The organism is Microbacterium meiriae (assembly GCF_040686935.1).
In the GTDB taxonomy this organism is placed as follows: Bacteria; Actinomycetota; Actinomycetes; order Actinomycetales; family Microbacteriaceae; genus Microbacterium; species Microbacterium meiriae.
This window is the reverse complement of record NZ_JBFBMF010000004.1, coordinates 318,381-337,577: the sequence shown is the minus strand read 5'-3', so window position 1 is coordinate 337,577 and position 19,197 is coordinate 318,381. Positions and strand designations below refer to the sequence as shown.

The 19,197-nt window shown below is 70.4% G+C and carries 15 protein-coding genes; 8 read left to right on the top strand and 7 right to left on the bottom strand.

Translation table 11 applies throughout. The features are described from left to right. Positions 1 to 50: 50 nt before the first annotated feature. Positions 51 to 1,076: a LacI family DNA-binding transcriptional regulator gene (locus AB0P08_RS14920; RefSeq protein ID WP_259953811.1), complete on the top strand. Its 1,026-nt coding sequence runs from the start codon at positions 51 to 53 to the stop codon at positions 1,074 to 1,076. A gap of 78 nt (positions 1,077 to 1,154) precedes the next feature. Here AB0P08_RS14920 and AB0P08_RS14915 read toward each other — a convergent pair whose 3' ends face one another. Then, positions 1,155 to 2,459, bottom strand: coding sequence for a glycoside hydrolase 5 family protein (locus AB0P08_RS14915; RefSeq protein ID WP_363590367.1), 1,305 nt, complete (start codon positions 2,457 to 2,459; stop codon positions 1,155 to 1,157). Positions 2,460 to 2,637: 178 nt separating this feature from the next. Here AB0P08_RS14915 and AB0P08_RS14910 point away from each other — a divergent pair, with 178 nt between their 5' ends. Genes AB0P08_RS14910 through AB0P08_RS14895 form a run of 4 tightly spaced genes read left to right on the top strand, consistent with a single transcriptional unit; the run spans position 2,638 to position 8,994 of the window. Then, positions 2,638 to 3,939 (top strand): ABC transporter substrate-binding protein, encoded by a 1,302-nt coding sequence (locus AB0P08_RS14910; protein WP_363590366.1) that lies wholly within the window; start codon positions 2,638 to 2,640, stop codon positions 3,937 to 3,939. A gap of 41 nt (positions 3,940 to 3,980) precedes the next feature. Further along, entirely contained in the window at positions 3,981 to 4,868 is an 888-nt protein-coding gene (locus AB0P08_RS14905; RefSeq protein WP_363590365.1) for a carbohydrate ABC transporter permease, read from the top strand. Next, positions 4,865 to 5,797, top strand: coding sequence for a carbohydrate ABC transporter permease (locus tag AB0P08_RS14900; protein ID WP_197971856.1), 933 nt, complete (start codon positions 4,865 to 4,867; stop codon positions 5,795 to 5,797). The genes AB0P08_RS14905 and AB0P08_RS14900 overlap by 4 nt, the downstream gene beginning before the upstream one ends. Beyond that, positions 5,794 to 8,994 carry a GH92 family glycosyl hydrolase gene (locus tag AB0P08_RS14895; protein WP_363590364.1) on the top strand — a complete coding sequence of 1,067 codons (3,201 nt, stop codon included), beginning with the start codon at positions 5,794 to 5,796 and terminating at the stop codon, positions 8,992 to 8,994. Before AB0P08_RS14900 ends, AB0P08_RS14895 begins: the two co-directional genes overlap by 4 nt. 1 nt (position 8,995) lies before the next feature. Here AB0P08_RS14895 and AB0P08_RS14890 read toward each other — a convergent pair whose 3' ends face one another. After that, positions 8,996 to 9,874, bottom strand: coding sequence for an endo-beta-N-acetylglucosaminidase H (locus AB0P08_RS14890; protein WP_363590363.1), 879 nt, complete (start codon positions 9,872 to 9,874; stop codon positions 8,996 to 8,998). Positions 9,875 to 10,064: 190 nt separating this feature from the next. Here AB0P08_RS14890 and AB0P08_RS14885 point away from each other — a divergent pair, with 190 nt between their 5' ends. Beyond that, the gene (locus AB0P08_RS14885; RefSeq protein ID WP_363590362.1) at positions 10,065 to 11,927 is read left to right on the top strand and encodes a heavy metal translocating P-type ATPase; all 1,863 of its coding nucleotides are present in this window, start codon (positions 10,065 to 10,067) and stop codon (positions 11,925 to 11,927) included. Positions 11,928 to 12,042: 115 nt separating this feature from the next. Next, positions 12,043 to 12,321, top strand: a complete 279-nt coding sequence (locus tag AB0P08_RS14880) for a hypothetical protein (protein ID WP_060922290.1) — start codon at positions 12,043 to 12,045, stop codon at positions 12,319 to 12,321. Positions 12,322 to 12,334: 13 nt separating this feature from the next. Here the strand turns inward: AB0P08_RS14880 and AB0P08_RS14875 are convergent, their stop codons facing one another. Then, the gene (locus AB0P08_RS14875; protein WP_363590361.1) at positions 12,335 to 13,969 is read right to left on the bottom strand and encodes a fucose isomerase; all 1,635 of its coding nucleotides are present in this window, start codon (positions 13,967 to 13,969) and stop codon (positions 12,335 to 12,337) included. Continuing rightward, positions 13,966 to 15,483, bottom strand: coding sequence for an FGGY-family carbohydrate kinase (locus AB0P08_RS14870; RefSeq protein WP_363590360.1), 1,518 nt, complete (start codon positions 15,481 to 15,483; stop codon positions 13,966 to 13,968). Before AB0P08_RS14870 ends, AB0P08_RS14875 begins: the two co-directional genes overlap by 4 nt. Positions 15,484 to 15,685: 202 nt before the next feature. Here AB0P08_RS14870 and AB0P08_RS14865 point away from each other — a divergent pair, with 202 nt between their 5' ends. Next, positions 15,686 to 16,432 carry a hypothetical protein gene (locus tag AB0P08_RS14865; RefSeq protein WP_363590359.1) on the top strand — a complete coding sequence of 249 codons (747 nt, stop codon included), beginning with the start codon at positions 15,686 to 15,688 and terminating at the stop codon, positions 16,430 to 16,432. A 10-nt stretch (positions 16,433 to 16,442) separates the two neighbouring features. Here the strand turns inward: AB0P08_RS14865 and AB0P08_RS14860 are convergent, their stop codons facing one another. The 3 genes from AB0P08_RS14860 to AB0P08_RS14850 are packed head-to-tail and all read right to left on the bottom strand — an operon-like array spanning position 16,443 to position 19,187. Continuing rightward, positions 16,443 to 17,426 carry a LacI family DNA-binding transcriptional regulator gene (locus AB0P08_RS14860; RefSeq protein WP_363590358.1) on the bottom strand — a complete coding sequence of 328 codons (984 nt, stop codon included), beginning with the start codon at positions 17,424 to 17,426 and terminating at the stop codon, positions 16,443 to 16,445. A gap of 28 nt (positions 17,427 to 17,454) precedes the next feature. Continuing rightward, positions 17,455 to 18,366 (bottom strand): dihydrodipicolinate synthase family protein, encoded by a 912-nt coding sequence (locus tag AB0P08_RS14855; protein WP_363590357.1) that lies wholly within the window; start codon positions 18,364 to 18,366, stop codon positions 17,455 to 17,457. Further along, on the bottom strand, positions 18,360 to 19,187 hold the full coding sequence (locus tag AB0P08_RS14850; RefSeq protein WP_363590356.1) for an SDR family oxidoreductase: 828 nt from the start codon (positions 19,185 to 19,187) through the stop codon (positions 18,360 to 18,362). The genes AB0P08_RS14855 and AB0P08_RS14850 overlap by 7 nt, the downstream gene beginning before the upstream one ends. Positions 19,188 to 19,197: the final 10 nt, after the last annotated feature.

The window sequence follows — 19,197 nt, the reverse complement described above, 5'->3', positions numbered from 1 at the left end:
CCGTCTCCCGTGCTTACGAGAGGCTAAACCGATCAAGTAGGGTGATGCCTATGACCCCGGGGAAACGCGTGACGATCGCGGACATCGCGCGCATGGCCGGCGTCTCCCCCGGCGCCGTCTCGTTCGCCCTCAACGGTCGTCCCGGTGTGAGCGAGGAGACGCGGCAGCGCATCCTCTCCATCATCGAAGAGCACCACTGGCAGCCGAGCTCCGCTGCCCGCGCCCTCGTCGGCGCCCGGGCCAACGCGGTCGGGTTCGCCCTCGCCCGCCCGGCACGCTCCCTCGGCTCCGAGGCCTTCTTCACCGACCTCATCGCCGGCATCGAGTCCCGGCTCTCCGAGAGCAAGGTCGGGCTGCAGCTCCGCCTCGTCGCCGACATCGACGAGGAGATGGAGGTGCATCGGCAGTGGCGGTCGTCGAATCAGGTCGACGGCATCATCCTCATCGACCCGCGCGACGACGACCCCCGCGGCGAGCGCATCATGGCCCTGGACGCCCGCGCCGTGATGATCGGCTCGAAGCCGTCCCCGGACGGCGCGGTGCCCAGCGTTTGGATCGGCGACGACGCCGTCGCGGAGACGCTCTTCTCCTACCTCGCCGCCCTGGGCCACACCCGTATCGCCTACGTCGCGGGCCCGGCGGAGCTGGAGCACACCCGTCTGCGCGCCGAGGTGCTGGAGCGGATGGCGGCGGACGGCGTCTCCGGCGAGGTCATCACGACCGACTTCTCCCCCGCCCGCGCCTCCGCGGTCACCCGCGCGCAGCTCTCCGGCCGGCAGCGCCCGACCGCGATCGTCTACGACAACGATGTGATGGCCGTCGCCGGCCTCCGGGTGGCGCAGGAGATGGGCCGGGCGGTTCCGCGCGACGTCTCACTCGCGTCGTTCGACGACTCCGTCATCGCGGGCCTCATCAACCCGTCGATCACCGCCATGACCCGCGACACGTTCGAGCTCGGCGAGCAGGCGGCCACGCTCCTGCTGCAGCAGATCGAGGCCGGCACCACGCTGCCGAGCGTCCAGGGCCCGACCCCCGTGCTCACCGCCCGCGAGAGCACCGCGCCACCGCCCCGCTGAGACCCCGCCTCCCCGCCCACACCCCGGGCTATCGCCGCGCGCACCCCGGGGTCTCGACGACAACCCGGGGTCTCGACGTCAGACGACGGTGTTGACGGAGGCGTAGCGGGTGACGTCGGACGCGGACGGGGCGGGGTGGATGAGACGGCGGATGCCGCGCGACTCCAGCGCCGCGGGGTCCTGCGCGGTGCGGGAGGTCACCAGGGCGGGGTCCTCGCCCGCGGCGCAGGCGTCGACCCAGGCCTGGAAGACCGCACCGCCGGGGCTCAGGGCCGCCCGGCTCACCGGCACCTCCTGCTCGTCGACGTCCACCACGATCGCCGTCGGGCGGGCCGGCGCCGCGGTGCGGGTGCGCAGCTCGGGGATGAGCTCCGCGAACCGGCGGCCGAGGGGCTTCGCCGCGCCCTCCTGATCGATGAGCCCCAGGGAGTACTCGAGCTCCGGGAAGTCGGCGAGCTCCCGACTCACGTCGTGCGAGCACCACCACGTCACGCCCCAGAGGTTCTCGGTGCGGAGGGCCGAACGCACGGTGGCCTCGAGGAAGCCGGGCATCTCGCTCTCGCCGAGGCAGTTCGAGGGGGCGCCGACCTCCTGTAGCCAGATCGGACGGGCGGGATCGGTCGCGAACGCGCGGGAGAGCTCGATGAGGTACTCCGCGTGGCGGTCGGCGGCGATCGAGCGACCTCCGTAGCGCTGCGCCGTGCCGTTGAAGATCCAGGAGTGGACCGTCGTCATCGCGCCGAGGCGGGAGGCATGCGCCGGCGTGAACCCGTGATCGTCCATGTACCAGACCGCGTCGTATTCGCTGTGCACATGCGGCAGCCCGGGGGCGCCCCGCTCCGCCGCCGCGAGCAGCGCCTCGATCCAGCCGCCGGCCTCGTCGGTCGTGACGGGCCACGGCGAGGGGTGGGTGTGCGCGGAGAACTGGTTCGTCTCGTTGCCGAGAGTGAGGCCGAGGAAGTTCGGCGCGTCCCGCAGGGCGCCGGCGAGCCGCTCCACGAGCTGCACCTGACCGTCGAGGGCCGTCGGATCGGTGAACATGTTCCGGTCGTGCCAGGTGTACAGCCACGAAGGGACGAAGTCGAAGCTCGACAGGTGCCCCTGGATGACGTCGACGCTCACGTCCATCCCGAACTCGGCGGCGATGTCGACCATGGTGCGCACGTCGTCGATCGCCTTCGAGCGGATGAGGGTGCGGTTGGGCTGCAGGACGGTCCAGAGCGGGAACACCCGCACATGGTCGAGGCCGAGCGCGGCGAGGGCCGCGAAGTCGCGCCGCACATCGTCCGGCGTGAAGTCGAGCCAGGAGTGCATCCAGTCCTTCGACGGCGTGTAGTTCGCCCCGAAGCGGAGAGGAGCGTCGAGAGCGCCGCGCTGCGTCATGTGTGCACCTTTCGGACCGCGCCCTCCCACGAGGACATGTCGCACCACTATAACGCTTGAGCAACAGCGTCGATAGCGCCCACCTTGACACCGACCGGTTCCGATGGTTTCATCTGCTAAAGCGCTGTAGTCCCTTCGTCGGACCACGCCGAATCGCCCGCCTCGAGGAAGAAGCACGATGAAAGTTCCCGCACGCATTGTCGCTCTGGCAACCTTCACGATCGGCGCCCTGGCGCTCGTGAGCTGCACCGGAGGCGGTGCCGCCTCGGACGGCGCCGGCCCCATCGACACCTCCGGCGAACTCAGCGGAACCATCCAGTTCCAGACCTGGTCGCTGAAGAACGAGAAGTTCACCCCCTACTTCGAAGACCTCATCGCAGCCTTCGAGGAGGAGCATCCGGACGTGACCGTGGAGTGGCTCGACCAGCCCGGCGACGGCTACCAGGAGAAGATCCTGAGCCAGGCGAACGCCGACACCCTCCCCGACGTGCTGAACCTGCCGCCGGACATCGCCTACCCGCTCGTCGCCGCCGGGAAGCTCGTCGACCTGGACACCGCGGATCCCGACCTGAAGTCGACGTACAACGCCGGCGCCTGGGACGCCTACAGCCAGTACCCCGGCGTCGAGGGCACGTACGGCCTTCCCTGGTACCTCTCCAGCGACGCGTCCTGGTGGAACCTCGCCCAGCTCGCCCCGTACGGCGTCACCGAGGAGAACCTGCCGACGACGGTCGACGAGCTGCTCACGCTCGCGAAGGACGTCGCCACGGAGTCCGGCGGCAAGGTGCAGCTCCTCTCCTCGATCCCGGCGCTCGACACCTTCACCGCCGCCGGCATGGAGGTCATCAACGACGAGGGCGAGTTCGACTTCAACACCGACGAGGCGGCCGCGATCATCGAGCAGTACGCCGACGCCTACGCCGCGGGCGCGATGCCCGCCGAAGCACTCACCGGCGACTACGGCGGGAACGCGGAGGCGTACATCCAGGAGAAGGTCGCCTTCACCACCGGCGGCACCGGCTTCACGACCGATCTGCAGAAGGACGCTCCGGCGCTCCTAGAGAACACCGTCGCCACCCCGCGCCTCGGTGTCGCCCCGCTCTACGTGCAGGGCCTCAACGTCTCCGCCGACTCCGACAACAAGGAAGCGGCCCTCGCGTTCGCCGAGTTCGCGACGAGGGAGGAGAACCAGGTCGCGTTCTCCTCCCTCGCGGTCGGCACCGCCCCCGGCACGGCCGACGGCGGCGACCAGGTCGTCGAGAACATCGCCTCGTCGGTCACGGACGAGAAGCAGCTCGCCGCGATCGACACCGTGTTCGGCGCGATGAAGGACGCCAAGGCGCTGCCGTTCCAGTGGACCTCGGACATGGCCACCTACATGACCCAGCAGATCGCCCTGGCCGTGAACGGCGAGGCCGACGCCAAGACGCAGCTCGACAAGATCGTCGAGTACGCCAACGCGAACCGCGTGGACCAGTGAGCATGCGCGCGGACACCGGCACCCGGCAGCGGAGGTCGACGATGAGATCCCACAAGTGGTTCACCCCGTGGCTGCTCCTCGCCCCCGCCGTGACCTGGGTGCTGGTGTTCGCGCTCTGGCCGTTCCTGAACACCGTCGTCCTCAGCTTCACGGACGCCCGCCCTCTGCGGACCCCGGAGTTCGTCGGCGGCGCGAACTACGAGCGCATGTTCGGCGACGAGATGTTCTGGAACGCGCTGACCACCTGCCTCATCTACGTGGTCGTGTGCGTGCCGCTGCTCACGATCCTCCCGCTGCTCCTCGCCCTCCTCGTGCAGAAGAAGCTCCCCGGCATCTCGTTCTTCCGCACCACGTTCTACTTCCCCGTCATCGCCTCGGTCGTCGTGGTCGCCCTCATCTGGACGTGGCTGTTCGACAGCCGGGGCATCATCAACCAGACCCTGGAGTTCCTCGGCCTCATCGATCAGCCGATGGCCTTCCTCGTCGACCGCTGGCTGCTGCTCGGCTGCGCGATCCTGCTCACGGTGTGGAAGGGACTCGGGTATTACATGGTGGTGTACCTCGCCGCCCTGGGGAACGTGGGCAAGGAGCTGCACGAGGCCGCCATGCTCGACGGCGCGAGCTCGTTCCGCCGCTTCCTCTCCGTCACGATCCCGTCGGTGCGCGGGGCGATGCTCCTCATCGCGGTGCTGATCGCGGTGTCCGCCATGCGCGTGTTCGCCGAGCTCGACGTGCTCTCCAAGAGCACGGGCGGCCCGGGCGGCTACGACATGTCGCTCGTGATGCTCATCCGCCAGGTGGGCTCGGGCCTGAACGGCAACATCGGCTATGCGTCCGCGATCAGCGTGGCGCTGTTCCTCCTCACGCTCGTGCCGCTCGCGGCGATCGCGTTCATGAACCGCGAGAAGAAGGCGAAGGTCTCCGCATGACGACTCTGACGACGCCCCCGGTGGAGAGCACCCCGCCTGCGGAGGAGGCCCCGCGGCCCGGTCGCGAGCGCATCTTCCGCCGCCGCGGCTCCGGCGATTTCAGCAAGCCCACGCTCGGCGGACTCATCGGCAGGTACGCGCTGCTGCTGTTCGTCCTGTTCCTCGTCATCGGACCGTTCGTCTGGCAGCTCTCCACGTCGTTCAAGGGCCCCCAGGAGAACATCTACTCCTTCCCACCCGAGCTCATCCCCCGCGATCCGACGCTGCAGAACTACACGAGGGTCGCCGACATCGTCCCCGTCTACCTCTACGCCTGGCACTCGCTGCTCGTATCGCTCGGCACCGTGCTCAGCAACGTGATCCTGGCCACGTTCGCCGGCTACGCCCTGGGCTGCATGCGCTTCCGCGGCAAGTGGGTCGTCATGGGCATCCTGCTGTCCACGCTGCTGTTCCCCGGCGAGGTCACCGTGACGAGCAACTTCCTCACCATCCGCGCTCTCGGGCTCGCCGACACCCTGTGGGGCGTGTTCCTGCCCGGAGCGATCAGCGCCATGAACGTGCTGCTCGTCGCCACCGCGTGCCGGATGATCCCGAAGGACGTGCTCGACGCGGCCACCGTCGACGGTGCGACCACGTGGCAGCGCATCCGGCACATCGTGTGGCCGAACATCCGCGGCATGGTCTCGGTCGTGGCGATCTTCGCCTTCATCGGCGCGTGGGACGACTACCTCTGGCCGCTCATCGTGCTCTCCGACCCGGCCAAGTACACCCTGACCGTCGGCATGGCCTACCTCAACAGCAGCTTCTCGGTCGATCCGCGACTCATCGCCGCCGGCACCATGATCGCGCTCGTGCCGATCGTCATCATGTTCTCGTTCACGCAGCGCTTCTTCTTCAAGGGCGTGCAGGAGGGTGCGCTGAAGGGGTGAGCGCGCCGCTGCTCCGCCCGGCCTCCGGTCCCGCGGATCCCCCGTCGTCGCGCCCGCGCGCCGGGGTTCTCCCCGGCCCCGTCTACGCCTACACGTTCGACCCCTCCCGCGGGGCGCACCGGATCGACCTCCCCGATCTGGACGGCGTCGCGCTCAGCCCGGACACCGTGCTGCACTGGGCGTTCTACGCCGACGGCCCCGCCGCGACCCTCGCCCCCTGGGCCGCGCTCGCGGTCACCGTCGACGTGCGGACCGCCGACGGCAGCCGGCTGAGCGACATCGCCGCTGTCCGCGACCGGTACGACTTCCCGCTCACGGCCGAGGGGCAGTTCGCCGCCCGGTGGAGCATGCCTGAGCAGTGGAACGCCGACAGCGTCGCCCTCGCACCCCTCGGCACCGGGACGGGCACGGTCGAGCTCGTCTTCGGCACGGCCGAGCTGGCGACCACGCCGGATGTGCCCGCGGAGGTCACCGGTTTCGTGCAGGTCCTCGTCGAGGAGCGCCCTGGCCCCGGCGACCTCCCACCCGTCGAGCGGGTCGACACCCGGCGCGGCTCCCATTCCGGCCCCCGCTTCTCCCGCGGGAACACGGTCCCGGCGGTCGCCGTGCCGCACGGGTTCACCTTCGTCACGCCGGCGACCGACGCCGCGGACGCACGCTGGCCCTACCGCCCGTTCGTGCATGACGATCCGCAGGGACGGCGTCTCGAAGCCCTGCAGTTCTCGCACCAGCCCAGCCCGTGGATCGGCGATCGCACGGTTCTTCAGCTCATGCCGTTCTTCGGCACAGCACGGTCGGCCAGGGAGGATCGACGCCGGTGGATCGTCGAGGGAAGCGAACGCGCCCGCCCGCACGAGTACACCGCCGACCTCGGCGACGGCGTGCATGTCGAGATGACCGCGACCTCGCACACCGCGGCCTTCCGCGTGCGGTGCGACGATCCGCGCGCCGCCGTGGGTTTCGTGATCGATCAGCTCACGAACGAGGGGCTGCTCACCTTCACCGACACCGGCTTCGAGGGGTGGATCCCCGAGGGCCCCGAGGACTGGGGGAACGCGCCACGCTGCTACTTCGCCGGGACCGTGCATAGCGCATCGGACGTCGCGCACGGCGCGCTGGAGGACGACGCGCGTCCCCGGGTCGCGGGCTTCGTCCGCGCCGTGGGCGCTGTCGAGGTGCGGGTCGGGGTCTCGTTGCTCTCCGTCGCGCAGGCTCGGCACAGCCTCATCCTCGAGGCACCTCCCGCCGTCCCCTTCGACGAGCTCCGCGCCCGCGCGGCCGCCGCGTGGAACCGCCTGCTCGGGCGCGTGACGATCCCCCCGCTCCCCGAGGCCGAGCGCCCGTTCCGCCGCCTGGCCGACGAGGAGCAGCGCGCCCGGATCGCCGCCGCGCTCCACCGTATGCATCTGTATCCGAACACGGCGGCGGAGAACACGGGCACCGCGGAGGCGCCGGCGTGGCGTTTCGCCGACGTGTTCGCCCCGCGGACCGCCTTCGGCGAGTCGGCCACGGGGGCGCCGGTCGCGGAAGGCGAACTCGTCGTCAACAACGGCTATTGGGACACGTACCGCACCGAGTGGCCCGCGCTCGCGCTCCTCGACCCCGCGCTGGCCGGACGCCTGCTGGACGGACAGCTCATGCAGTATCGCCGCGGCGGCTGGATGGCGCGGTGGAGCGCACCCGGGTATGTGGACAGCATGGTCGGGACCTCCAGCGACCAGATCTTCGCCGACGCCGCACGATGGGGAGTGCGGTTCGACCGCGAGACGGCGTTCGAGAGCGGGTGGCGCGACGCGTGCGAGCCGGGACCCGATCCGCGACGGGGTCGCAAGGGCATCGGCCGCGGTCGCTTCCTCGGCTTCATCCCGTCCGACGTGCCGGAGGGGATGAGCTGGAGCATCGAGAACGCCGTGAGCGATGCCGCCCTCGGCCGGTTCGCCGCCCAGCTCGCGGCGTCGACGGCGGCGGACGACGCCGCGCGCTACCGGGCCTTCGCGCGGTACTTCACGAACCGCTCCCGCGCGGCGCGCGCCCTGTTCGATCCTGCCTCCGGATTCTTCCGCGGTCGCACGGCGGACCGGTCCTTCGCACCGGATTTCGATCCTCGCGTCTGGGGCGGCGACAACGTCGAGACGAACGCGTGGGGGATGTCCGTGGGCACGGTGCACGACGGGCCGGGCCTCGCGGCGCTCCACGGCGGCCCTGCGGGACTCGGTCGGCACCTCGACGCCCTCCTCGCCGAGCCCGAGACCGCCGACGAGCGCTTCGGCGGTGCGTACGGCACCGTCATCCACGAGCAGCGCGAAGCCCGCGCCCAGCGGTCGGGCATGTGCGCGCTGTCGAATCAGCCGGCGCACCACATCCCCTTCATGTACGCCTTCACGGACCGGCCGTGGCACAGCGCGGGTCTCGTGCACGGCCTCGCGCGCCGCCTCTTCGCCGGTGCCCACATCGGCCAGGGGTTCCCCGGCGACGAGGACAACGGAGAGATGAGCGCCTGGTGGCTCTGGGCCGCGCTCGGCCTCTATCCCCTGGAACTCGCGGCGGGGACTCTGCGGATCGGGTCCCCGCTGTCCGACGACATCCGGGTCGCGCGCGGGGACGGCTCGTCGCTGCGTATCCGCTCGCGACGGAGCTCCCCCGCCGCGCACGTGCTGGAGGACGCCCGGCTGGACGGACGCCCTCTCCCCACCGCCGATCTGCCGATCGACGCGCTTCGGGGGGACGCGGTGCTCGACCTGGTGTTCGGCACGGACCCGGCGCGGGCGCTCGAGAGCGGTGAGGACGCACTCGACGCCGAGCCGTGGCGGTGCGACCTCACCGCCGACGCGGGAGAGATCGTCGCCTCCGCGGATGTCCTCGATGCGCCACGGCTGTTCGACGACGGCGACCCGCAGGGCGACGCGGGCGTCCGGCTGCCGGAAGGCTCGTGGGCGGGCTGGCGATTCCCCTCACCACGCGGCCTCACCGACGTCACCGTCACGAGCCTCGGGCCCACGGCGGCCGATGCGCTCCGCTGGGAGATGGAGGGTGCCGATGGAGCCTGGCATCCCCTCGCCACCAGACACCGCGAAGACCTGGCTCCCGACCGGACGGTGCCGTTCACTCTGGAGATGCCGGTCGTGACCTCGGCCGTCCGCGTGCGGGCGACGGTCGAGGTCACGCTCCGTCAGATCGAGCTCTTCGACCTGAGCTGACTCACCGCGACGCTGCGCGGTACAGAGTCGCCTCCCCCTTCAGCGCCTGGGTGATGCCGGAGAGGTAGGCCGACTGATCCGTCGCGGTGAGGTTGTACGCGACGTAGACGCCGTACCCGTCCGCCACCGTGCGCTGGGCGAAGTCGGCGGCCGTCGTGGCGCTGGTGTTCGCGAGGTCGATCGCCGCGGCGCCGAGCCGGCCGCGGTCGTCCAGGCCCGGCACGGTGGGAGCGTCGTAGGTCGGGTAGTACGGGTTCCAGGCGTGATCGAGCACGCTGCCGGCGTCGAAGAGGCCGAAGTCCGTGGTCGTGTAGGACGGGCCGATCGCGTACAGCGTGATGAGCTTGTCCGGTCCCAGGCGATCGCGCAGCGCGGAGGCGAGCCAGCCGAAGGACTGCGGGTTCGGCTGCGGCGTGCCGTTCGCCCCGTAGTTGCTCCACTCGTCGTCGAAATCGATGCCGTCCAGGTCGTAGGTGGTGACGGTTTCGGCGAGCTGCGCGGCGAAGGCGTCGGCTTCCGCGTACGAGGTGAAGTTCGCGAAGCCGGCACCCTGGTGGTTTCCGAGCACCGACAGGAGGACCTTGGTGCCATGGGCCTGCAGCGGGCGGATCTGGTTCTGCGCGTCCTGCAGCGTCTCGGTGACCCGCTCGTTGAGGTGGAGGACCGCCCGCTCCCCGTCGTAGTCGATGTTCGCGGCGAAGATCATGGCCAGATCGACGGCGGGGCGGCCCGACTCGGCGAGCGTGTAGTCCGCGACATTCGCTAAAGTGTTCGAGTTGACCTCGACGTAGACGGCGAGCTGCGGGTCGGCGGCATCCGCATCGGCGACGGCCGTCGTCGAGGCGGCTAGGGCGGCGGCTCCGGCGGCAGCGATCGCCACTGCTGCCGCGACACCTCTTCTCAGGCGGGACGATCGTGCGGGTGAGGAACTCATGACGGTGTCTTCTCCTTCGGCGTCGTTGTCGAGAGCGGGCCGCGACGTCGCGACTCGCGGCCGACTATATCGCTTAAGCAGAGGTGTCGGAAGGGGGATGCTGGCGGTGCGCACCGATTCCGACGATGCTGGACGCATGCGCGCCCTCCGACTCCTCTGGCGGTACCCCGTCATCACCCTGACGGTCATCGTCTTCGCCGTGGTCGGAGGGCTTCACGCCGCCGGGGAGGAGACCATCGGCCGGTGGGTCGCCACGGTCTTCGTGGCTGCGGTGGTGGTCTGGACCCTCATCGGAATGGTGCGCGACGTGCTCCGCGGCCACGTCGGACTCGACATCCTCGCCGTCGTCGCCATGGTCGCGACGCTCGCGGTGGGCGAATACATCGCGGCGCTCATCATCGTCCTGATGCTCTCCGGCGGCGAGGCGCTGGAGGACTTCGCGGGCCGCCGGGCGAAGCGCGACCTCTCCGCACTGCTGGATCGCTCGCCCCGCAGCGCCCATGTGCTGACGCGTCCCGAGGACGCGGACTCGGACGCGGCGAGGGAGGTGCCGGTCGACGATGTGGCCGTGGGCGACGTGCTTCTCGTGCGCCCGGCGGAGATCATCCCCGTGGACGGTGAACTGCTCACGGACAGCGCGTCGTTCGACGAATCGTCGCTCACGGGCGAGAGTCTGCCCGTGACGCGCGGTGCGGGCGACGAGGTGCTGTCGGGCGCGATCAACGGCAGCCGGGCCATCCGCCTCCGCGCCCTCCGCACCGGCGCCGACAGTCAGTATCAGCAGATCGTCGCCCTGGTCGCCCAGGCCGAGTCCTCCCACGCTCCCATCGTGCGTCTCGCCGACCGGTTCGCGATCCCGTTCACCGCCGTCGCGCTCGTGCTCGCGGGGACGGCGTGGGCACTCTCCGGCGACGCGACTCGGTTCGCCGAGGTGCTCGTGCTGGCGACGCCCTGTCCCCTGCTGATCGCCGCTCCCGTCGCCTTCCTCGGCGGACTCTCCCGGGCGGCGAAGTCGGGCGTCATCATGAAGAGCGGCGCGGTCATCGAGCAGATCGCCCGGGTGCGCTCGGCCGCGTTCGACAAGACCGGGACGCTCACCCAGGGGAGGCCGGAGCTGGTCGACGTGCGACCGTCCCGCGGTTTCGATGCGGATGAGATCCTGCGACTCGCCGCCTCCGCCGAGCAGTACTCGTCGCACGTGCTCGCCGACGGCATCCGTCGCGCCGCCGCCGCACGGGGCCTGGCGCTGCACGGGGCGACGGAGGCGAGCGAGACCGCGACGAACGGCGTCTCCGCGACGATCGGCGGCCGTTCAGTGGTCGTCGGCAAGCCGGCCTACGTGGCCTCCCTCGCCTCGGACACCATGCGGGCGGAGCTCGCGCCAGGACAGGCCGCCGCGTACGTCGCCGTGGACGGTCGGTTCGCAGGGGTCCTTGTGCTCGCCGACGCCGCCCGCCCGGAGGCGCCCGCCGTGGTCTCCTGGATGCGGACGCACGAGGTCGACCGGCTCGCGATGTTGACCGGGGATGTGGCCACCACGGCGGAGTCGATCGGACGGCAGGTCGGGATCGACGAGATCCACGCCGAGCTGCTGCCTCCCGAGAAGGTGCGTCTGGCCGCCGAGATGCAGCCACGGCCCGTGCTGATGGTCGGCGACGGTGTGAACGACGCCCCGGTGCTGGCAGCGGCCGACATCGGCATCGCGATGGGTGCGAAGGGGGCGACGGCCGCCGGAGACGCCGCCGACGTCGTCATCCTCGTGGATTCGCTCGCCAAGGTCGTCGACGCCGTCGCGATCGGACGGCACACCCTCCGCGTGGCCCTCACCGCGATCTGGATCGGGATCGGTCTGAGCGTGGGACTGATGGTCGTGGCAATGACCGGCGTCATCCCCGCGGTCGTCGGCGCACTGGTGCAGGAGCTCGTCGACCTCGCGACGATCCTCTACGCCCTGCGCGCGCTGAGCGGCCCGCCGAGCGACCTCCGCCCCTCCCCCTGAGGGCTGCTCCTGCACCGACCCCGGTACCGCTTCTCCCGTCCACAGGTCCCGTGTTCGCGGCCCTGCCCCTGCGGAATACCGTGACAGCCTGAGACCCCGGACTCAGACTGGAGGCATGACCGTGGACGACCCGCAGGTATGGACACTGATCGGCGTCTTCGCCGCCGTGATGCTCGGCGGCATGACACTCATGACGTCGCAGCTCAGCCGCGTGATCCGTGCGGAGGTGGACCGCATCGACGGCACGCTCTCCGCACGGATCGATCGCATCGACGGCACCCTCTCCGCACGGATCGACGGCCTCGACGCCCGGCTCGGACGCATCGAGACGAAGGTCGACGATCTCGACAGGGAGCTCACGAACCTCGCGACGCGGTTCTGGCGCTCGCAGTGACCGTCCCGCGGCCTCAGATCGCCACGTCGCCGACGAGGTTGACCTTGATGCCCATGCCGTCGAACATCGCGGCCTTCGCGATCAGCGCCTTGTCCGCGGTCTCGGCGTCGGGGGCGTAGACGAGCTGCGCGTGGTTCGCCTTGTGCCGTGCCATGAACTGGTCGCGCGAGATGCCGTGCAGCACCACGTGGGCGATCGGCCACTCCGGGTTCGTGGCGTCCTTCCGGCGCTGCGTCTCCTCCGCCGGCAGCTCGACGACCGACGCCCGGAAGATGTCCGCCTGCAGGACCCCCTCGGCGATGAACACCCGCGAGAGCACGACCTCGCCGGGCTTCGACACGCCGTTGATCGTGGCGCCGCCCGCAGGGAAGAACACGTGCCCCTGGCGCCAGCCCTCCGCGTTCTGCCAGCCGCCGAGGTGGGAGGCCGGCACCGAGCCGGAGATCTCGTACACCCATACGAACTGCCCGTCGTGGTCCTCGCCCCAGCGGACGTCGTGGAGAGTGTTGTCGGGGACGAGCCCCATCGCACGCCAGACGCGGTCGGTCACGAGCGCATCGACGGCGACGCCCTCGTCGGCCTCGTTGAAGTGCGGGAACGCGCGCCCTTCGTGCAGCACGCGGGAGCCGTCGCGCGAGGTCACCGGCGGGCGCTCGGTGGAGTTGAGGATGCCCTCCGCCAGGTCCGAGGCCGGAACGAGGTCCTTCAACCCCTGCTGGTACTGGATGCCGACCGCGTCGAGCCCGAAGTCGTCCGCGATGCGGAGCGCGGCGATGTACATCTTCAGCTGCCACTGCACCTGCTCACGGGTGAGCTCGGTCGCGGCGTCCTCGCCGTAGCGGAACGTCATCCCCCGCTCGATCAGCCAGTCGTACGCGGCGTCGGCCTCCTCGTCGGTCACGTTCAGCATCTCCGCGTAGAGCGCCGACTGCGACAGGCGCTCCTTGTAGATGCCGGTCTGGTTGAGGAGCTCGTCGTCGAAGATGGCGTTGTACATTCCCATGCAGCCCTCGTCGAAGACGCCGATGATGGCCTTCTCAGCGCGCAGTTCCGCGGCCAGGGCCTCGCCGAGCTGCTTCTCCGGGCTGTCGGGCAGCGCGGGGAGCGGACGCACGTGGGAGGCATCGTGGGTGATGGCGCCGGTCTCGGTCCACTCCCGGATGCCGTCGCGGAACCAGTCGTCGGTGAAGTCGACCGACCAGATCGTCGCGTACGGCTTGTCCATCTTCGTCAGGCCCGCGTTGAGGCCGAGGAGGCCGACGAGGCCGGGCCAGTCGCCCGCGAAGTTCGCCACCGTGAGGATCGGACCCTCGTGCGTGCGGAGGCCCGCGAGCACGTGGTGCGAGTACTGCCAGACGGCCTCGGCGACGATGAGCGGTGCGTCGACGGGGATGTTCGTGAAGACCTCGAGACCCATGCGCTGGCTGGAGATGAACCCGTGACCGGTCTCCGGGTCGACCTCGTTGGCGCGGATGACCGTCCAGCCGAGGTCGTTCAGCACGCCGGTGACCCCGGCTTCGAGCTCGACCTGGGTGGGCCAGCCGGCCGTGTTGGCCGACTCACGGAGATCGCCGGACGCGATCAGGTAGGCGGTCTTCGGCGCCGTGGCAGGACGGGGCGCCGGGGTGGGCAGCGTGTAAGCGGTCATGAGTTCTCCGGGGTCGAGGTGGTCGGGGAGCCGTCGCGCTGAGCGGCGGCGAGTTCGTGGACGACGTCCTTCGAGCCGTCGTACAGCCGCACGTAGCGGTCGAAGAGGGCGTCGGCGAAGGGGCGCAGACCCTCGTCCGGGCGGACGGTGTCGGCGATGGGGTTCCAGTCGGTGATCGCGGGCGCGGCACCCTCGGCGGCCGTGGCCGTCGCCGCGAGGAAGGCCGCGCCGTAGCTCGCGCCGATCGTGGTCTGCGGCACCTCCTGCACGAGCCCGGTGATGTCCGAGACGATCTGCAGCCACAGCCGCCCCTGCGTGCCCCCGCCGACCGCCACGATGCGGCGGATATCGGCCCCGGCGGCGCGCATGGTCTCGACGTTGTGGCGCACGCCCAGCGCGGTGGCCTCGAGGGCGGCGCGGTAGAGGTCTCCTCGGGTGTGCCGGAGGGTGAGCCCGGCGATGATCCCGCGGGCATCCGGATCCTGGATCGGGGTGCGCTCGCCGGCGAAGTACGGCAGCATCAGCAGGCCGTTCGCGCCGGGCCCCGACTCCTCCGCCTCGGCCAGCAGCGCCGGGTAGTCGGCACCGGAGAGGTCCTTCAGCCACGCGGTAAGCGCTCCGGATGTGGACAGCCCGCCGGCGAGGTTGCGCGTTCCCGCGAAGGCGCCGGCCGTCGTCCACATCGAGGGCGTACGGAGGGTCTGCTCCCCGGTCGCGACGAGGAACATCGTCGTACCGTACATCAGCATGAGGTCGCCGACCTCGTGGGCGCCGACACTCACCGCCTCGGTCCAGGCGTCGATCGTGCCGGTGATGACCGGCGTCCCCTCGGGCAGGCCGGTCAGGGCCGCCGCAGCGGCGGTCACGGTGCCCGCGATCTCCCCCGCCCAGCGCAGCGGCGGCTGCTCGACCGTCCCGGCGAACCGCTGCCACCAGGGCTCGTGCCAGCGCTCGCCCTCGATGTCGTACAACGGCGAAACCTGGCTGGCGGACTGGTGGTCGAGGACGTAGGCACCGGTGAGCTTGCGAGCCAACCAGGAGGCGGGCATGTAGAGCCGCCGCGCGCGCTGCCAGGCCTCGGGCTCCTCCTCGGCGACCCAGGCGATCTTGGGGCCGCCGGCCTGCGACGTGAGGGTCGAGCCGCCCACGCGGGTGATCTCCTCGACGCCGAGCTCCGCCGTCATGCGCTCGATCTGCGCGGTGGAACGGGTGTCCACGCCGTAGAGGATCGCGGGGCGCACGGGCTCGTCGTCCTCGTCGGCGAGCAGGATGCACGGGCCCATGCCGCTCACTCCGACCCCCACGACCTCCGCGTCGGGGACCGCGGAGAGAAGGTCGGTGGCCAGCTCGGCGAACTCGTCCCACCAGATCCGGCCGTCCATCTCGACCCATCCGGACTGCGGACGGGAGACGTCGTGCGCGCGGGTCGCAGTCGCGAGGATCGTGCCGGCGGGGTCCACGAGGACGCCCTTGCTGCTGGACGTGCCGATGTCCACCCCGAGGGTGCAGCGCATGGTCTCTCCTTCGATACCGACGGGCCGTGCCGACCTGGACCCAGGCTACGCGAAATCGATTTCAGGGCGCAAGGAGGTGACCGCTCCTGCACCGCGATGGCCGATCTCCGAAGATTCCACCATCCCCGCTCCTGACCGGGAAAACGCCGGTTCAGCACCGGAATACCGTGACATCCTGACCCCTCCGATCGAGACTGGAGGCATGCCCTTGGACGACCCGCAGGTATGGACGCTGATCGGCATCTTCGTGACGACGATGCTCGGCGGCATGACCCTCATGACGACGCAGTTCGGTCGCGTGCTCCGTGCGGAGATCGGCGGACTGCGAGGAGAGATGACCGGCGAGATCGGCAGGCTCCGCACCGACATGACCACCGAGATCGCCGGCCTCCGCACCGACATGACCACCGAGATCGCCGGCCTCCGCACCGAGATGACCACCGAGACCACACGACTACGCAGTGAGATCGGCACCCTCCGCACCGACATGACCGGCGAGATCAACGGCCTCCGCACCGACATGACCACCGAGATCGGCACCCTCCGCACCGACATGACCGCCGAGATCGGCACCCTCCGCACCGAAATGACCACCGAGATCGGCACCCTCCGCACCGAGATGACCACCGAGATCGGCACCCTCCGCACCGAGATGACCACCGAGATCGGCACCCTCCGCATCGAGATGACGAACGAAACTGGTGGGCTGCACGCGGCGCTGGCAGCGCTGCACGGAGTGATGATGAGCGAGATCGGAGCGCTGCGCGCGGCGATGGGTGCGCTGCAGGGAGCGATGATCGGGCTGCGTGGCGAGATGATCGGGCTCCGCGGCGAGATGACCGCACGACTCGACGGTCTCGATCACCGCCTCGACCGATTGGAGGTGAAGGTCGACGATCTCGACAAGGAGATGACGAACCTCGCAGCGCGGTTCTGGCGGTCGCAGTAGAGACCTGCGGTCAGGCGCGTGCGGCTGCGCGTTGCACCTCACCGGAGAGGACGACCGTCCGAGCCGGCTGCACGTCTCCCCTGATCCGTTCGAGCAGCATCCGCGCCGCCGTCACGCCCATGTGCCGCGCCGGCAACCGCACGACGGTCACAGCGGAGGGAGACAGCGTCGTGAAGGGCAGCGATCCGATCACCGCGACACCGAGTTCCGGAGGGGTGAGGCCGCGCTCCGTGAGGACCTGGATCGCGCCGACGCCGATGAGGTTGTTCCCGGCGACGACCGCGTCCGGCGGCTCCGGCAGCGCGAGGAGCTCCTCCATGGCCGCACGCCCGCCGTCGACCCGGAACGTGGCGAAGCGCTGGAGCGAGGACAGCTCATGATGGGGATCCATCGCCGAGAGGGCTCCCCGCCAACCTTCCGCCCGCTCGGCCGCGGTGTCGATGTGCGCGGGCCCCCCGATGTACGCGATGCGGCGATACCCGGCGTCGAGCAGGCTCTGCGTCGCTGCGGCTCCCGCCTCCCGGTTGGCCATCACCACGCCGTCGATGTCGGTGGCCGTGCGACGGTCCACGGCGACCACGGGTCGCCCCGTCGCCCGCACCGGCGCGAGATCCGAGTGCTCATCCGCCGTCGCGATGATCACCCCCGACATGTTCTCGGCGATCGCGATCCGGAGGTACGTCGCCTCCTTCTCGACCTGGGCGTCGGAGTTGCAGAGCACGACGGAGTACCCCGCCTCGGACGCCGCGTCCTCCACCCCACGCGCCATCTCGGTGAAGTACGGATTCTCGATGTCCGGGATCACCAGGGCGATGACCTCGGAGCTCTGGGTCCGCAGCGTGCGCGCCGTCCGGTTCGGCGTGAATCGGAGCTCCTCCGCCGCCGCCCGCACGGCCGCCGCCTTCTCCTCTGACACGCTCGTACCGTTGAAGACGCGTGAGACCGTGGCCGGTGAGACGCCGGCCCGCCGCGCGACGTCGTAGATCGTGGCCATGGGCACCCACTGTAACCGGTTTCAGCCCTCAGACCTCCGCGAGGAACCCGTCGAGTGTCGCGCCCAGGGCATCCAGTCGGGCCCGAGCGGCGTCCGAGAGCGGCCGGAACGGGCGGCGGCAGTCACCCAGCGCCCCGGCACCTCCCGCATTGCGACCGGAGAGGTACTTCGCCGCGGGGAAGACGTCGATCGCGACCAGCTCGGCGATGACATGGTTGATCCGGCTCTGCACCCGCTGCGCTCCGGCCAGGTCGCCGACGTCGAGGAGGCGACGCGCCGCCTGGAAGAGCTCGACCTGCAGCCCGACGGTCGTGCCGATGGTCCCGCGGGCGCCGGCGGCGAGCGCCGGCACGAACACCTCGTCGAAGCCGTTGATGTAGGCCTTGTCGGGGAAAGCCGTCTTCATGCGCTCCAGGGCGTACATGTTGTGCGCGGTCTGCTTGAGTCCGATCACCCGATCGTCGTCCAGGAGCTCGCCGGCCGTCTCGACCGTGAACTCCGTCCCGGTGAACTGCGGGATGTTGTAGACGATGAGCGGGAGATCCACGGCGTCCAGCACCGCGCGGTAATGGTCGAGGACGGCCTCGATGCCGAACGAGTAGTAGATCGGCGGGATCATCGAGAGCGCGGATGCGCCGGCCTGCTGCGCCCGTCGCGCGAGCTCGATGGCCTCCCTCGTGGACAGCGCGCCGACGTGGGCGACGACGGGTATCCGCCCTTCCGCGGCGCTCACCGCGGTCTCCACCACCGCGGTCCGCTCGTCCGCCGACAGGAGGAGGCCCTCCCCCGACGACCCGCAGCAGTAGATCCCCTCGACCCCGCGCGCCACGTAGTCCCCGATGAGCGTCGAGAGCAGCCCGGTGTCGAACGCCCCCTCCGCGTCGTAGGGCGTGGCGATCGCCGCCATCAACACCCCGAGGTCCGCCGCGGTGGTCACCATGCCGTCCACCCCCCGTCCACGACGAGGTTCGCTCCGGTCATGTAGCGCGAGGCATCGGAGAGCAGGAAGACCGCGGCACCGTTGAAGTCGGTCGCCTCCGCCATCCGCCCGATCGGGATGCGCGCCGTGTAGTTCTGCCGGAAGGTCGCGTCCTGCGTGTCTCGGCCGACGCCGGACGGAGTGAGGGTGTTGACCCGGATCCCCTGCCGCCCCCAGTACGTCGCGCAGTAGCGCGTGAGGTTGTAGAGCCCCGACTTCGCCGCCGAGTACGCCACCGGCTTCACGAACGGCACCCCGGTCTGCTCCTCCTTGTAGGCGTAGATGTCCTGCACCGGGGACACCATCCCGTAGATCGAGCCGACGTTGATGATCGAGCCCGGTTTTCCGGCGGCGCGCATCCGGGCACCGGCCGCCTGCGTCACGAGGAAGGTGCCGACGAGGTTCACGTCGACCACCTCCCGGAACACGTCGAGGGGGAAGTCCTCGAACGGGCCGGAGACCTCGGGCGGCGCGCTCGGCTGGGTGTCCAGTCCCGCGTTGTTGATCACGCCGTCCGGCGCCGCACCCCACGCATCGACGATCGCATCGAGGCCGGCCTCGACGCTGTCCTTCGAGACGATGTCCACGGAGACGCCGAGGAGGCGCGGGCTGTCGGCGATCTCGGGGAACGTCTCCTTCACGCGCGCGGCGTCGACGGTGCGCGATGCCACGGCCACCCGGGCACCGCGCCCGTGCAGCTCGCGGACGAAAGCCGAGCCGATCTGGCCGAGGCCGCCGGTGACGAGGATGATGCGGTCGGTGAGGTCGAAGATGTCCGTCATGTCGTTCGTC